Source organism: Alkalibaculum sporogenes (assembly GCF_009362815.1).
Taxonomy (GTDB): domain Bacteria; phylum Bacillota; class Clostridia; order Eubacteriales; family Alkalibacteraceae; genus Alkalibaculum_A; species Alkalibaculum_A sporogenes.
Genome location: NZ_WHNX01000010.1, coordinates 1 through 14,130, shown reverse-complemented (window position 1 = coordinate 14,130; position 14,130 = coordinate 1). Strand labels below are relative to the sequence as shown.

General features: G+C 30.7%; 15 protein-coding genes. 4 read left to right on the top strand and 11 right to left on the bottom strand.

The annotated features are described in order from the left end of the window. Positions 1–64: 64 nt before the first annotated feature. From GC105_RS07835 to GC105_RS07825, 3 genes are all read right to left on the bottom strand, one after another. Positions 65–820, bottom strand: coding sequence for a tRNA threonylcarbamoyladenosine dehydratase (locus GC105_RS07835; protein ID WP_152803424.1), 756 nt, complete (start codon positions 818–820; stop codon positions 65–67). A gap of 155 nt (positions 821–975) precedes the next feature. Then, the gene (locus tag GC105_RS07830) at positions 976–1,335 is read right to left on the bottom strand and encodes a TraR/DksA C4-type zinc finger protein (protein ID WP_193708329.1); all 360 of its coding nucleotides are present in this window, start codon (positions 1,333–1,335) and stop codon (positions 976–978) included. Positions 1,336–1,543: 208 nt separating this feature from the next. Beyond that, positions 1,544–2,980: a diguanylate cyclase domain-containing protein gene (locus tag GC105_RS07825; RefSeq protein ID WP_152803420.1), complete on the bottom strand. Its 1,437-nt coding sequence runs from the start codon at positions 2,978–2,980 to the stop codon at positions 1,544–1,546. Between the two features lie 468 nt (positions 2,981–3,448). On the opposite strand from GC105_RS07825, the gene GC105_RS07820 reads away from it, so the two are divergent. Further along, the gene (locus GC105_RS07820; RefSeq protein ID WP_152803418.1) at positions 3,449–3,637 is read left to right on the top strand and encodes an alpha/beta-type small acid-soluble spore protein; all 189 of its coding nucleotides are present in this window, start codon (positions 3,449–3,451) and stop codon (positions 3,635–3,637) included. Between the two features lie 60 nt (positions 3,638–3,697). Here the strand turns inward: GC105_RS07820 and GC105_RS07815 are convergent, their stop codons facing one another. Continuing rightward, positions 3,698–3,961 carry a B12-binding domain-containing protein gene (locus GC105_RS07815; protein ID WP_152803416.1) on the bottom strand — a complete coding sequence of 88 codons (264 nt, stop codon included), beginning with the start codon at positions 3,959–3,961 and terminating at the stop codon, positions 3,698–3,700. A gap of 299 nt (positions 3,962–4,260) precedes the next feature. Here GC105_RS07815 and GC105_RS07810 point away from each other — a divergent pair, with 299 nt between their 5' ends. From GC105_RS07810 to GC105_RS07800, 3 genes are all read left to right on the top strand, one after another. Next, on the top strand, positions 4,261–5,025 hold the full coding sequence (locus GC105_RS07810; protein ID WP_152803414.1) for a threonine/serine exporter family protein: 765 nt from the start codon (positions 4,261–4,263) through the stop codon (positions 5,023–5,025). Between the two features lie 52 nt (positions 5,026–5,077). Continuing rightward, positions 5,078–5,518, top strand: a complete 441-nt coding sequence (locus GC105_RS07805; RefSeq protein WP_193708328.1) for a threonine/serine exporter family protein — start codon at positions 5,078–5,080, stop codon at positions 5,516–5,518. A gap of 311 nt (positions 5,519–5,829) precedes the next feature. Continuing rightward, positions 5,830–7,539, top strand: a complete 1,710-nt coding sequence (locus GC105_RS07800; RefSeq protein ID WP_152803410.1) for a glutamine--tRNA ligase/YqeY domain fusion protein — start codon at positions 5,830–5,832, stop codon at positions 7,537–7,539. A gap of 89 nt (positions 7,540–7,628) precedes the next feature. Here the strand turns inward: GC105_RS07800 and GC105_RS07795 are convergent, their stop codons facing one another. The 7 genes from GC105_RS07795 to GC105_RS07765 all read right to left on the bottom strand — a co-directional run. After that, on the bottom strand, positions 7,629–8,441 hold the full coding sequence (locus tag GC105_RS07795; protein ID WP_207706959.1) for a hypothetical protein: 813 nt from the start codon (positions 8,439–8,441) through the stop codon (positions 7,629–7,631). A 285-nt stretch (positions 8,442–8,726) separates the two neighbouring features. Next, the gene (gene buk / locus GC105_RS07790) at positions 8,727–9,794 is read right to left on the bottom strand and encodes a butyrate kinase (RefSeq protein WP_152803405.1); all 1,068 of its coding nucleotides are present in this window, start codon (positions 9,792–9,794) and stop codon (positions 8,727–8,729) included. Continuing rightward, positions 9,787–10,491 (bottom strand): hypothetical protein, encoded by a 705-nt coding sequence (locus tag GC105_RS07785; RefSeq protein ID WP_152803403.1) that lies wholly within the window; start codon positions 10,489–10,491, stop codon positions 9,787–9,789. The genes buk and GC105_RS07785 overlap by 8 nt, the downstream gene beginning before the upstream one ends. Further along, the gene (locus GC105_RS07780) at positions 10,488–11,057 is read right to left on the bottom strand and encodes an indolepyruvate oxidoreductase subunit beta (protein WP_152803402.1); all 570 of its coding nucleotides are present in this window, start codon (positions 11,055–11,057) and stop codon (positions 10,488–10,490) included. The genes GC105_RS07785 and GC105_RS07780 overlap by 4 nt, the downstream gene beginning before the upstream one ends. Continuing rightward, on the bottom strand, positions 11,058–12,839 hold the full coding sequence (gene iorA, locus GC105_RS07775) for an indolepyruvate ferredoxin oxidoreductase subunit alpha (protein WP_152803400.1): 1,782 nt from the start codon (positions 12,837–12,839) through the stop codon (positions 11,058–11,060). Continuing rightward, positions 12,836–13,762, bottom strand: coding sequence for a bifunctional enoyl-CoA hydratase/phosphate acetyltransferase (locus GC105_RS07770; RefSeq protein WP_152803398.1), 927 nt, complete (start codon positions 13,760–13,762; stop codon positions 12,836–12,838). Before GC105_RS07770 ends, iorA begins: the two co-directional genes overlap by 4 nt. A gap of 154 nt (positions 13,763–13,916) precedes the next feature. Continuing rightward, the coding region (locus GC105_RS07765; RefSeq protein ID WP_152803396.1) for a helix-turn-helix domain-containing protein at positions 13,917–14,130 on the bottom strand (214 nt) is incomplete at its 5' end.

Sequence of the window (14,130 nt, the reverse complement as noted above, 5' to 3'; positions counted from 1 at the left end):
AAGAAGCACTTTCTCATTAATTGTAAAATATTTGATTTAATTAATCTATGTTAAATTAAAATAATCATAATTTAATTAGGTCTTTAACTACTTCTCCAGCAATAATTAATCCAACTACTGATGGTACAAAAGATATACTTCCTGGTATTTGGTGTTTAGTTGTACATTTTCTAGTTGTGCCTGATGGACAGATGCAACCTACTGCACAACTTGCATCCTCATTACCTGTTGGTTTAATCGGTATTTCTTTAGAGTATACAACTTTAAGAGATGATATTTCTCTTCTTTTTAGTTCTCTGCGCATAACCTTTGCAAGTGGACATACAGATGTATTATATATATCTGATACCTCAAATGCTGTTGGATCTAATTTGTTTCCAGCTCCCATTGAACTTATAATTTTTATGTTCCGATTTTTAGCATTGACTACTAAATCTAATTTTCCAGTAACTGTATCTATTGCATCAACTATGTAATCATAATCGTCAAATATTAACTTTTCTCCTTGACCTGGCAAATAAAACTCCTGATATGTAGCAATTTCGGCTTTTGGATTAATCTCTAAAATTCTATCTTTCATAGCATCTACTTTAGGCTTACCAATAGTTTTTTTTGTAGCATGTAATTGTCTATTAAGATTAGTTAAGCAAATACTATCGTCGTCAATAAGAACAAATTTCCCTATACCAGAACGAACTAATCCTTCAACCACGAAAGAACCTACACCACCTACACCAAATATAGCTACTTTACTATTTCTCAATTTTTCCATATTTTCTTTTCCTATTATTAATTCAGTCCTAGAAAATTCATGTAACATGTAAATTCACCTTTCAAATGTAATTTGTATTATAGTATATCCTATAAAAGAGTACATTGCCATATTCTTTATCAGAATAAACATTTACATGCAGTAAGTATACATAGGACGCAAAAAATGCGCCTATGTATTTATTTAGTTACTATATATTACTATTAGTTTGTTTGACAATTTACGCAGGTTGTAGCATAAGGAATTAAATCTAATCTTTCCTCAGAAATTGTCTTACCACACTCTTTACAAAAGCCATAAGTATTTTCATCAATTGCATGTAGTGCTTCATCAACTTTTCTTAATATACTTATCTCATTATCTTTTATATAAGCTCCTCTTTCAATGTCACTACGAATCGTGCCTAAATCACCAGGATGATTGTCAAATGTAGAGAGCTCTTGATCCATTTCGTCATACATATCAGATACTCTATTTTCTTTCATTTTTTCCATTAGTTTATGGACTCTATCTTTTTCAGCTACAAGTTTATCTCTATATATTTTTAATTTTTCTTGTTTCACATAATATCTCCTCTTTTTTAAAAGTATGACCTTAGTTTTTTCAAAGAATTCATTTTCATTCATACAAATCAATGTTTAGAATTAAATAAAAAAAATATCTTCCACATTTATATGGAAGATATAAGTAAGTAACTTTATTTCTCTTGCCTTTCAGGCAAGGTAAATTGGGTATTGCTCCCGCTTCAAGATTTAAGATGTAAATGGGAGATTAAGTGCCTGTAAAAGCGCGATTTTCTGAAATTGCACATGTATCTAAAAAAACATTAACTAAATAAGGATCGAATTGAGATCCAGCTCCCTCTAATAGTTTGCTAATGGCTTCTTCTTTGTTAAAAGCTCTTCGATAAGGTCTCACGCTTATCATTGCATCATATGCATTCACAATAGATATTATTCTAGATAACTGTGGTATCCTTTCACCTCTTAATCCATGTGGATAACCTTTACCATCCCATCTTTCGTGATGGTACAATATGTAATCTGCGATATTATTTAATTCAGGTGACGCTTTTGCAATTCTATATCCTATCTCTGTATGTTTTCTTATTTCATCCCATTCTTCTGTACTCAACTTTTCTTTTTTATTAATAATGCTCTCCTGTAAAGTAATATATCCAATATCTGCAAACATAACTAATGATTTCAGTATCACTAACTCATCTTCAGTTAAACTAAGTTTGCTACCCATTTTTTTAACCAATTCATATTTAGCATCATTATATAAATGATATTTAGGATTTTTTGCTGTAATAGTGTCTTTAAATGACTTAATCATCTTAGCGTTAAAAGATTTGCTTTGTTCTAATTTATGCTTATACATCCATTCTTCTGCTCTTCTAATTGTGCTGTCAATATTTTCATCATCATTTTCTTTTGTATGATATCCTAATGAAACACTTATAGGTATATTATTAAATATATGATCTAGACATGAACTTTGGATTCTTTTATATATACTCTTCGCTAATTCTCTTGAAGTCTTAGGTAGTAGTATATAAAATTCATCTCCGCCCCATCTAGCAATAATATCTTCCTTCCTACAAAATTGCTTTAAAACATTTGCTACTTCTACTATAATTTTATCGCCTATATGATGTCCAAATACGTCGTTTGTCATCTTTAAGCTATTTACATCTCCTACAACTACTGAGATTGGTAATTGCCTTTTAGTATCTAATCTTCTTATCTCTTCTTTAAAAAATCTCTTATTATATAAACCTGTCATTTCATCATGATAACTTAAATATATAATTTCTTCATATCTTTTTATATGGTTTATCGCATTTTGAATCTTTAGACAAAATAGTTTTTCTAATATCTCATCATCTTTAGGTGTAACAAGGTAATCATATGCTCCAAGTGTTAGAGTTTGTTCCATAATATCAACATTCAAATTTTCACTACAAATAATAATAGGCAAGTCCATAACATGAGGATTTTCTTTTATTTCTTGGAGTACTTTAACATCACTCTTATCATTAATATATAAAAGACATACTTGAATATTATTAATTATTAATTCACTAATCAGATTATCTAGATATTCAAGATTAAAAATTGCTATTTCTTTTAACCTATCCTCTAATATATCCTTTATTAATAATTTTTCTTTGTAATTGTTGACAATCATAATATTACTAGCCATGACTACACTCCTTCATCAATACTAGCTATTTAAAACTACTGATATTATATCTATAATATACCAATTTAATATACTAAAATCATTAATATTTAATATTATAATATAAATTATCATTATGACATACAATTTTATTCATATTTTTACCAATATTAATATTTATTATTATGTTATATGAAATAATAGAGAAAATTTGTCAAATTTTGAAACTTGTACACTTTTAATTATAAATTATATCTAGTTTTACAAGGACCAATCCTATAAAAATAATTTATTCTAACTATTTATGCAACCACAAGAAACACGCTTTGCGATTTTCTCGCGGTTACGCGGTAGTCGCCAAATGTCTGCAAACAGCCACTTGGCTCATTACTTCGCGATAATTAGAAAATTATAGTGCAAATACTATAATTTACATGATTATTATGTTCGATTTATTACAAACTATTATTATACAAAGGAGGTGCAATCATGAGTAGAAGATCACAAAAATCTGGTTTACAACAATTTAAAGTTGAATGTGCAAGAGATCTTGATATCAACTTAAAAGAAGGTTATAACGGTGAATTGACTTCAAAACAAGCTGGCTCCATAGGTGGAGAAATGGTCAAACGTATGATACTTTCTTATGAAGATAAAGCTAAAAATAACAATATGTAATAACTTTTTTTCACAAGACATTGTTAATTAACAATGTCTTGTGTGTTTAAATTTCTGAATTTAACTTTCCACTGCATGCATCTTAGGTAATATCATATCCATTATTTGAGATAATATTTCTTTTGCATATATGAGTTCGCCAACAGAATACTTTCTCATTTCGAATTGCTCTGCTACTGTATCTATACCATTTTGTGCTGCTTTCATAAATAATTTTTCTTCTTCTTCATTTGGATCGCTATTAATAAACTCATGTGCAAGTCTTAAAGCTTCCTCCTCATGCAATTTACCTAAAGCCTTACTAAAACCCTCGTAATCAATCATTCATATTCCTCCTAATGCACTAATATATAGATTATGTGAAGAATTTGTGATTTTTATACATTTGTAGAATTTTATATTTTTTATCTAACTATCTATTTTAATTTTCTTATTCATACAATCATTTAAGTAGATTCTTAACCTTTTGCTATTCAATTTATTAAATATTGTAGACCTTATTTTCATATAATATAGACATAATTATCATAATATCTTGTGTTTTCTTAAATTGTGAATGGTACTAGTAACTTGCCATATACTAACTATATAGATTATGTCATATTAGATACTGGAGATAACTGATGAAGAATATTATTAATATTATTGAAGTATCCAACCTCTCAAAACTTTGTGCACAAATCATACTTGAAAATGGTGGAGAAACTTACAGGGCTGAGGAGACAGTTTCTTTAATTGGTCAATCACTTGGTCTTGAAACAGATATAATAGCTATACCTACTGGTATATTTATTAGTGTTACAAATAATAATGGTCAAGTAAATACAGTAATTAAACGAATTAGAAATCGAACTGTCAACTTGGCTGCAATTCATAATGTAAATGATGTATCGAGAAAACTAGTCAAAGGTCAACTAAATATTCAAGAGTCAATAGAGAGGCTAGAGCAGTTACATAATGCAGAAAATCATAATAAATTTATTTATATTTTAGCAGCTGCAGTTTCCTCCGGTTTTTTCGCACTACTATTACAAGGAACTATATTTGATCTGTTTGCAGCGGCTTTTTGTGGCATATTCGTTCATTTAGTATTTAATTTGATTGAAATTAATGATATATTTAATTTTGCAATTAGTATCATTGGTGGGGCTATAATCTCTATTTGCTCTATAGCATTAACTTCTTTTTTTAAGATAGGTAATATTGATATAATTATTATAGGGGCTATGACACCATTATTACCCGGTTTAGCTATGACAACTGCAATTAGAGATGCAATGCGTGGCGATTTATTGTCTGGTGTTGCTAGAGCTGCTGAAGCTTTAACAGTAGCTATTGCCTTAGCTTTCGGTGTTGGTGCAATTCTTTCTATTTATTATGGACTCTAATATTTAATTATATATATCTTAAATATTTCTGATTAAGAAAGGAGTCAATATCTTGATAAGAGAATTTTTTATTTGTGTAGTAGCAGTTATTTTTACTGCTATCTTGTTTAGAGCACCTATGAGAGGTATATTACTTAGTTCTCTTTTAGGTGGAGTAGGTTATATACTATTTAAAATACTTTCTTCAGATTCAAAAAGTCCAATAATCGCCTATTTTACTGCAACATTTTTCATTACTGTATTTAGCGAAATATTTGCGCGACTCTTGAAAATGCCCGCTACTATTTTTACTGTACCTGCTATTATCCCTTTAGTACCAGGGATAGGTTTATATCGTACAATGTTGAATTTAGTACAAAATAATGGTAGAGCATCTGAATCTGGATCTATTACTATACTAGCTATTGTAAGTATAGCAATGGCTATGGTTATGACTTCTCTATTGACTAAAATAATTAATACTCTTGTAAATACTTCTTATAAGAAATTGTAACTTTAAAGATAAAATATTAGTAGATTATTCACCAATATGTTAAAATAATGATTAGCCCTTAGGGAACCCTAATGTTGCATTCAAAAGGCTTTATAATCAAGTATCTTTAACTAAATACGATTGGAAAATGTTTTTTATTTAATTTTATCCTATATTTTTGATAATTTAAGTTCAACTATCGTGGTTTTTTTTATAATTAAATATACATCTCAGACATTATCATTAGTACAAATATCAATGAAGCTTTTTGTTAGAGACTTTATACAAATCTATTAAATTGTTAAGTCTATTTTAAAAATATAAAATATAATATGTTATATAAAAGGAGTGATTCTGTGAGTGAACCAACTGGAACTAATTTCATAAACAACATAATAGACGAAGATATAAGGAATAATATATATCAGAATAATAAGGTTCTGACGCGTTTTCCTCCTGAACCAAATGGATACCTTCACATTGGACATGCCAAATCTATACTATTAAATTACAATACTTCTTTAAGGTATAATGGCAAGTTTAATTTGCGTTTTGATGATACCAATCCTGTCAAGGAAGATGAAGAGTATGTGCAATCTATCAAAGAAGATATTAAGTGGCTTGGTGCTGACTGGGAAGATAGATTATTCTTTGCCTCAAACTATTTTGACAAAATGTTTCTTTACGCCTTAGAACTTATTAAAAAAGATTTAGCATATGTAGACGATCTATCTCCTGATGAAATAAGACAATACCGCGGAACTCTATTTTCTCCTGGTAAAAACAGCCCCTATAGAAATAGAAGTATAGAAGAAAATTTAGAGCTATTCACTAGAATGAAAGATGGGAAATTTATAGATGGTTCAAAAGTATTGCGTGCAAAAATTGATATGTCTAGTCCTAATATCAATATGAGAGATCCTATTATATATCGAATCTTACACACTCACCATCACAATACAGGCGATACCTGGTGTATTTACCCTATGTATGACTATGCACATCCTATTGAAGACGGAATAGAGGGCATCACTCATTCCATTTGCACTTTAGAATTTGAAGATCATAGACCTTTTTACAACTGGTTACTTGAAAATTTAGATGATTTTAAGATTCAACGACCTAAACAAATTGAATTTGCTAAGTTGCAATTAAGTAGAACAATTATAGGCAAAAGGTTTATAAAAACTTTAGTAGATAAGGGCATTGTAGATGGTTGGGATGATCCACGTTTAATGACTATCTCTGGTATGAGAAGACGAGGAATTACTCCAGAGGCCATTCAAAATTTCTGTGATGAAATTGGGGTAGCAAGATCCAATAGTATCGTTGACATTGCAATGTTTGAACACTTTGTTAGAGATGATTTAAAGTTAAAAACACCAAGACTCATGGCTATTTTAGATCCCATTAAAATAGTTATTACAAATTATCCTGAAGATAAAATAGAATGGTTAGATATGCACAATAATCAAGATAATGAAAGCCTTGGAATAAGAAAGATACCTTTCGGCAGAGAAATCTACATTGAAAAGGAAGATTTTATGGAAGTGCCTATTAAAAAATACTTTAGGCTATTCCCTGGAAATGAAGTAAGATTAATGGGAGCATACTTTATCAAATGTAATGAAGTTATAAAAAATGCTAATGGAGAGATTATACAACTTAACTGCACATATGACCCTGAGACGAAATCAGGTAGTGGTTTTACAGGTAGAAAGGTTAAAGGGACTTTACATTGGGTATGTGCACAAAACTGCATTGAATCAGAAATCAGGCTATACGACTATCTTTTAAATGATAATAATGATATTGATGATGATGAAGATAACCCAGATCCTTTAAACAATATAAATCCAGATTCACTAAAAGTAATAAAAGGATATTTAGAACCTGAATTAGCAAACGCAAATTCAGGAGATAAGTTTCAGTTCGTGAGAAATGGTTACTTTGTAGTGGACTCAAAAGACAGCACTAAAAATAACCTAGTATTTAATTTGACTTTAAACTTAAAGAGTTCTTGGAAACCATCTAATAGCTAAAATTTTCCAACAACTCTATAAAGGAACCTAATTTATTTTAGGTTCCTTTATACTATAATAATAACTCTAGTTTTGATATCTTATGTATATTACGTTAACACCTTGAAAATGACGTATAATAATAAAATTGAAATAATAATCGCTCTCCAGTTATATCTACTAAACACACTATATATTAATGATTTATTACTGTATCCATGTAATGATGACAAGTAAGGCAAGTGATATAGTATCCTTTCAAGATTGCTATTGCCTAAATATGCAAAACCTAATAATGGAACATATATAATTATTGCCTTAGCTTGCTTATCAATGAGTATAAATTCATCCATTAATCCCTTAAAATTATTCATAGAATTAGAATTTTTATTCATTAGTTTATTAAAGCTTAAATCACTTAATTTTTCATTACTTTCTTTTCCGTTAATAAGAATATAAGACTTGATATTGTTCATTATCTTAATATTTAACTCTTTCACAGGAGGATCTGATTTTGAAGGATTTACTAGGTCTAATGCCTCTTTATAAGAGATAAACTCTTTCATGTTTTTAATAGATATTACATTTCCATCCTTTAGGAATATTTCCAACGAATTATCATCTCTAATATTAATATTTTCAATTACTACCTGAGGCTTCCCTTGAATAAAATTTTTAATAAATTCGATACTACTTCCTTTTATCTCTTGAGAAGTATGATCAATTTTTATAGTATCTATTATTTTTCCTGACACACTACTAATATCTAATAATTCATCTGTATTTTTAGATATGGTTTTTTGACTTAGCAGAAATGAAGTATTATTCTTAAAGGCTTCAACATCGTTATTGCTTTTTATTGTAAGATTAGTCTTATATTCAGTACTAATTTTATCTACCTTTATTTTAACCACACCTTTCATCTTATGTTAAACCTTTTAAGATATATCGGCAATAATTTATATATTTATAGTTTTATATTTATAATGAATATAAAACTTAGATTAATGCATGAAAACCTTCACACAATTGTATTACAAAGCAATCAATTATCAAATGATTTATCAACCTTTATTTAACATGTAGTTCTTCGACATGACTTCATTTGGTTCTTTTACTTAATCTATAATAATGAGGATGAGCAAAAAGGTAAAGGAATCTGAAAAGACTACTTCAGATCCCTTAGTATATTTTTTTCTAATTATTCTTTATATCTCAATATATTCCTTGGCCTGTTCTTCTCCTCTAAGAACTCGAATTGTACCGAGTGCTAATGATTCCATTTCATTCTCACCTGGCATAATTTCAACCTTACTTATGTATTTCACTCTATTTAATATCCAGTTTGTTAACATCTCTGAATAAGCGATCCCTCCTGTGATAACAATATAATCTACCTCGCCAGACAATACAGTAGCCATGTCTCCTATTCCCTTTGATATCTGATATGCCATGGCTTCATATACTAATCTTGCTTTTTCATTCCCATTTTTAATTAATATTTCCACTTCCCTTGCATCACTGGTATTGAGATAAGCTTTTAGCCCACCGTTTCCTCTAAGTTTTTTATGGATCGTTTCTTTATCGTATTTGCCTGAATAACACAGGTCAATCAAATCTTTACAGGGTACCCTCCCTGCTCTCTCAGGAGAAAATGGACCCTCATCATCTGCCATTATATCTACAATTTTACCTTTCTCGTGAACAGAAAGGCTAATACCTCCACCTAGATGCGCTACCACAAAATTAAGATCTTTATATCTTTTTTCATATTTTTGAGCCACCTTCATTGCCATAGCTCTAGAATTGAGTGCGTGGCAGGTACTGGTCCTAGGGATTTCTGGCATGCCAGAAATCCTTGCTACATCATTCATTTCGTCTACTCTCACACTATCATAGATGTAAGCATTTACTCCTATATATTTTGAAATTTCGTAGGCAAGTATAGCACCTAAGTTTGATGCGTGTTCATATGTTGGATTATTTTTTAATCTATCTACCATAGTTTCATTTACTACATAAGCTCCAGATTTAACAGAGGGCAACATGCCACCTCTACCAGTTATTGCATTAAAATCCATCAATTTGTATCCTCTTTGATTGAGCTCTTGAATAATGCTGTTTTTTCTCATATGGTATTGTGATATTGTGTTTGAATATTTTTCAAGTTCCTCAATCTTATGTTCAATATTTACAACTAATTCTTGAACAGTATCGTTGTATACTGCAATCTTTGTAGATGTAGAACCAGGATTAATTATTAATAGTTTACTCAATAGCTACTCCTCCTACACTAGACTTTTGTTTTTTACTCACTGCAAGTAATAAACCTAATGCAATTGATAAAAATGCCGAAACCACAACTCTATATACACCAGGCAATAAAAATACTATGGTATGACAGGGTATCCAAAACAATGGTATGGTTTTAAAGAAAGAAAAACTGATCATATTGTAAAAGTCTATTCTTTCAATAACGCTTTTTATAGAAATTTTTCCCTCTTTAAAAACCACCCTCATATCAATATACGTATCACAAAACTTATGAAACAGAAACATAATAGGTCCAAAGGTAAGATTCATAATTACACTTGTAAGTAGTGCAGTCAGAAACATGGAGCCTTCTCCTGGTAGTTTAGATGCGGCTTGTGCTGCTATTACACCACCATTAAAAATGGTGAATACAAGAACGATCATTATACCAATGATCCCCCAAATAATACCCTTTAAGAGTGTTCCCGTGTTAACTGCCCATGTTTCATTGATAATTCTATTTCCTGCCAAATCACCTAATGTAGCTAATATTAAAAACTTTATAAAGCCACTTATATATGGATGAATAGACGTAAATTCTATGAATATGTTTCTAGATACTGGTACTAATAACATGAACACCCAAAGAGCAAGTATGATAGTCCAGATAATCTCTCCTGTATAAGACTTACTAATTTTTATAACGTATCTTGAAATCATACCAAATCTATCCCCACTTTAAGCGCTTTCATATTAAGATCAATAAATTGTGCTTTTACATTTTCTTCTAGTATTTTATCCCAGTTTATTTCTTCTAGATTCATAAGTTTTATTATCGACCCAAGCATTATCACATTCATAACTTTTGCATTTCCAAGTTCTATTGCTTTATTGGCTGCATCTACGATAGCAGTACTTACTTTACTTTCAATTTCTTTAATTATATCTTTAGAATAATCAGATTTGCCTGAAAGAACTGGCATTGGATTTATTTCGTAGTTATTAACTACAACTCTTCCATCTGGCTTTAAGTACGATAACCATCTCAAGGCTTCCATTTTTTCGAATGATACTAATATATCAGCCCCTCCAAGTTCAATTACTGGTGATTCTACCTTATCTCCATATCGAATTTGTGATGATACAGAACCTCCCCTTTGACTCATTCCGTGAATTTCATTCATTTTTACATCATAGCCAGCTTCCATTAATCCCAATGTCAACAATTTACTAGCTAGTATTGTTCCTTGACCGCCTACTCCAACTAATAATATATTTTTAGTCATTTATTCTTCCACCCTTCTAATCGCTTCAACTGGACAAACCTGCACGCAAACTCCACAACCAACACATTGTACATTATCGATTTTAGATTTTTTGATATTCTTATCATAAGCTATTGCAGGACAACCAGTCTTAATACATTTCTTGCATCCAATACATCTTTCTTGATCAATTTTGTATTTAGTTGAAAATGCTCCTGGAAATTCTTCTTTATCTTCTATAGAGAATTTTTTTAATGCGCAAGGCCATCTTGTAATAATCACAGATGGTTCGGCTATGCCTAAAGCCCAATTAAAAGACTCTTTAGTCTCTTGCAAATTATTCGGATCGATGACTTTAATGTGTTTTATCCCACACGATACTACTAATCCTTCAATATCAATAACTTGTGTTGGCTCCCCTTGCAAGGTATATCCAGATCCAGGATTTTCTTGATGTCCAGTCATGCCTGTGATTCTATTGTCTAATATTAAATTTACTGTTTTGCTTTTATTGTAGACTGTATTAATTAGCCCATTTATTCCAGTATGAAAAAACGTTGAATCTCCTAGCACGGTAACAACTCTCTTATTATGTTCATCTTGCATATCAAATACTTGTTGTGCTCCATGTCCTGAACTAAACGCACTCCCCATACATACATTAAAATCCATTGCATTGTACGGTTCTGCAAAGCCTAAAGAGTAGCAACCAATATCTCCAGCAATAACGATATCTTTTCTTTTTCCTAGCTCATAGAAAACTCCTCTATGGGGGCATCCTGCACAAAGTGTAGGTGCTCTATTTACAATAAGGTCTTGGTTGTATTCAATTAAATCCTTGGTTTTACCATCAATTGATTTTCTTAAAATATCAGGTGTCATTTCTCCATATGAAGGAAATATATCCTTACCAATACATTTTATGCCTAACACCTTTACAAAATTTTCTATAATCGGATCATTTTCTTCTATTATGTATATGGTTTCAACTTTTGACGCAAACTCCTTAATTCTCTCGTCTGGAAGTGGATATCCAAATCCAATTTTTAAATAAGATGCATTTTCCCCAAACATTTCTTTTGCATAGTGATAACAAACTCCTGAAGCAATCACACCAACTTTAGTATCATTGATTTCAATAAAATTGAGATCTGTAGCATTTGAATATTTCTTTAACTCATGCATCCTTTGTTCAACTACTACTCTTCTTTTTCTTGCAAAAGCTGGTACAGTTACATATTTTTCTAGCTTTTTTTCATACTTTATAATTGGTTTTTCTACTCTCTCTACACAATCAACAATATCTTTAGAGTGACAGACTCTTGTAGTCATCCTAACTAATACAGGTGTATCGTATTGCTCACTGACCTCAAAAGCAATTTTAATCATATCTTTACATTCTTGGCTATTTGCAGGCTCAAACAACGGTATTTTGGCAAATGGAGCATAATTTCTATTATCTTGTTCATCCTGTGAGGAATGTTGTCCTGGTTCGTCTGCTGTAACTAGTACTATGCCTCCGTTTACACCTGTATAAGCTTGTGTAAAAAGTGCATCTGATGCGACATTTACGCCTACATGTTTCATCGCTGCTATAGCTCTAGCTCCAGCAATAGATGCTCCACAAACAGCCTCAAGTGCGACTTTTTCATTTGTCGCCCACTCTGCTTTCATATCACTATATAGTGCAATGTTTTCTAGTATTTCAGTACTTGGTGTACCTGCATAAGCAGAAGCATATAAAACACCTGCTTCGTAGGCTCCTCTTGCTATAGCTTCGTTTCCCGTCATTAATTTTTTCATATTTTAGTACCTCCATTTTTATTAACAGCAGAAGCTGATATGACTAAAGATAAAAACTTTTCCTCTGAACTAGCACCTCTAGACGTTAATACAATAGGTACTTTTGCCCCAAGTATAATTCCGGCCATTTTAGCACCTGCAGAATATACCAAAGATTTTCCAAGTATGTTACCTGCTGTCATGTTTGGTACTACTAAGATATCAGCATCTTCTGATACTTCACTTTTGTAGCCCTTTAATTTAGCTGACTCTTTGCTCATGGCTAAATCATAGGATATAGGTCCTTCAATGGTACAATTCTGTATTTCATTCGCTTCACTCATTTTCTTGAGTTCGTTTGCATCAATTGTCTCAGACATTTTGGGATTCACGTTTTCTACTGCACATAGTACTGCAACCTTTGGGTTTTCATACCCCATAGAACGTAAAGAATCTACTGCATTTTCAACAATTTGTTTCTTTTCCTCTAGATTAGGATTAAGGTTCATCCCACCATCAGTTACAGCCAAAAGTTTATGATAAGATTTCATCTCGTGTAACACCATAAGGGACATAACTCGATTTGCTCTTAATCCATCTTCTTTGTTTACAATAGCTTTCATTAAATCTGCTGTTTGTATTTTTCCCTTCATGATAAAATCAGCTTTATTCTCATGAACAAGTTTTACTGCTATTTGTGCAGCCTTCTTTGGATCATTTTCATCAATTACAGATATTAAGTCAGCATTTTCTAAAAAAGACTCTAATATTTCTACTATTTTTTTCTTACTACCTATTAAGATTGGTTCTACTACTCCAGATTTTTTTGCTCTGATAACTGCTTCTAGTGTATGCTCGTCGTCTGCAGACACTACCGCTACTATTTTTTTTTCATTACAATTTTGAATCCTCTTAATTAATTCATCAAATGATTGAATAGACATATTTTTACCCCCTTTATACTTTATTTATAGCAATAATCATGCCAAGTAGTAAATCCTTGCAATATCAATGTTTTTTGACATATAAAGAAACACCATGTTTATATTTCTAAACATGGTGTTTCTTTTAGTTAACACTTCTTTTTAGTTTGTATTTTTAGTTTGTATTTTTAGTTCGTATTTTTTTCCACAATGCAGTTCTACTTATTCCAAGACTTTTCGCTATCTCCGTTTTATTCATTCCACTTGCTTCTAACATTTTAATTATATTTTCTTCTACTAATTTATTTATTTCTTTTAAGTTAATATTGATTTCTTTCGAATTAGTGGATAATATTTTTTCCTCTTCTACGTCAAAATCTAGATTTTTA

Excerpts from the sequence above, each read along its gene's own strand:
- GC105_RS07795 (WP_207706959.1), bottom strand. The coding sequence starts at position 8,441 with ATGAAAGGTGTGGTTAAAATAAAGGTAGATAAAATTAGTACTGAATAT.
- GC105_RS07825 (WP_152803420.1), bottom strand. The coding sequence starts at position 2,980 with ATGGCTAGTAATATTATGATTGTCAACAATTACAAAGAAAAATTATTA.
- GC105_RS07810 (WP_152803414.1), top strand. The coding sequence starts at position 4,261 with ATGAAGAATATTATTAATATTATTGAAGTATCCAACCTCTCAAAACTT.
- GC105_RS07785 (WP_152803403.1), bottom strand. The coding sequence starts at position 10,491 with ATGATTTCAAGATACGTTATAAAAATTAGTAAGTCTTATACAGGAGAG.
- GC105_RS07770 (WP_152803398.1), bottom strand. The coding sequence starts at position 13,762 with ATGTCTATTCAATCATTTGATGAATTAATTAAGAGGATTCAAAATTGT.
- GC105_RS07800 (WP_152803410.1), top strand. The coding sequence starts at position 5,830 with ATGTTATATAAAAGGAGTGATTCTGTGAGTGAACCAACTGGAACTAAT.
- GC105_RS07815 (WP_152803416.1), bottom strand. The coding sequence starts at position 3,961 with ATGATTGATTACGAGGGTTTTAGTAAGGCTTTAGGTAAATTGCATGAG.
- GC105_RS07780 (WP_152803402.1), bottom strand. The coding sequence starts at position 11,057 with ATGACTAAAAATATATTATTAGTTGGAGTAGGCGGTCAAGGAACAATA.
- GC105_RS07820 (WP_152803418.1), top strand. The coding sequence starts at position 3,449 with ATGAGTAGAAGATCACAAAAATCTGGTTTACAACAATTTAAAGTTGAA.
- GC105_RS07835 (WP_152803424.1), bottom strand. The coding sequence starts at position 820 with ATGTTACATGAATTTTCTAGGACTGAATTAATAATAGGAAAAGAAAAT.
- iorA (WP_152803400.1), bottom strand. The coding sequence starts at position 12,839 with ATGAAAAAATTAATGACGGGAAACGAAGCTATAGCAAGAGGAGCCTAC.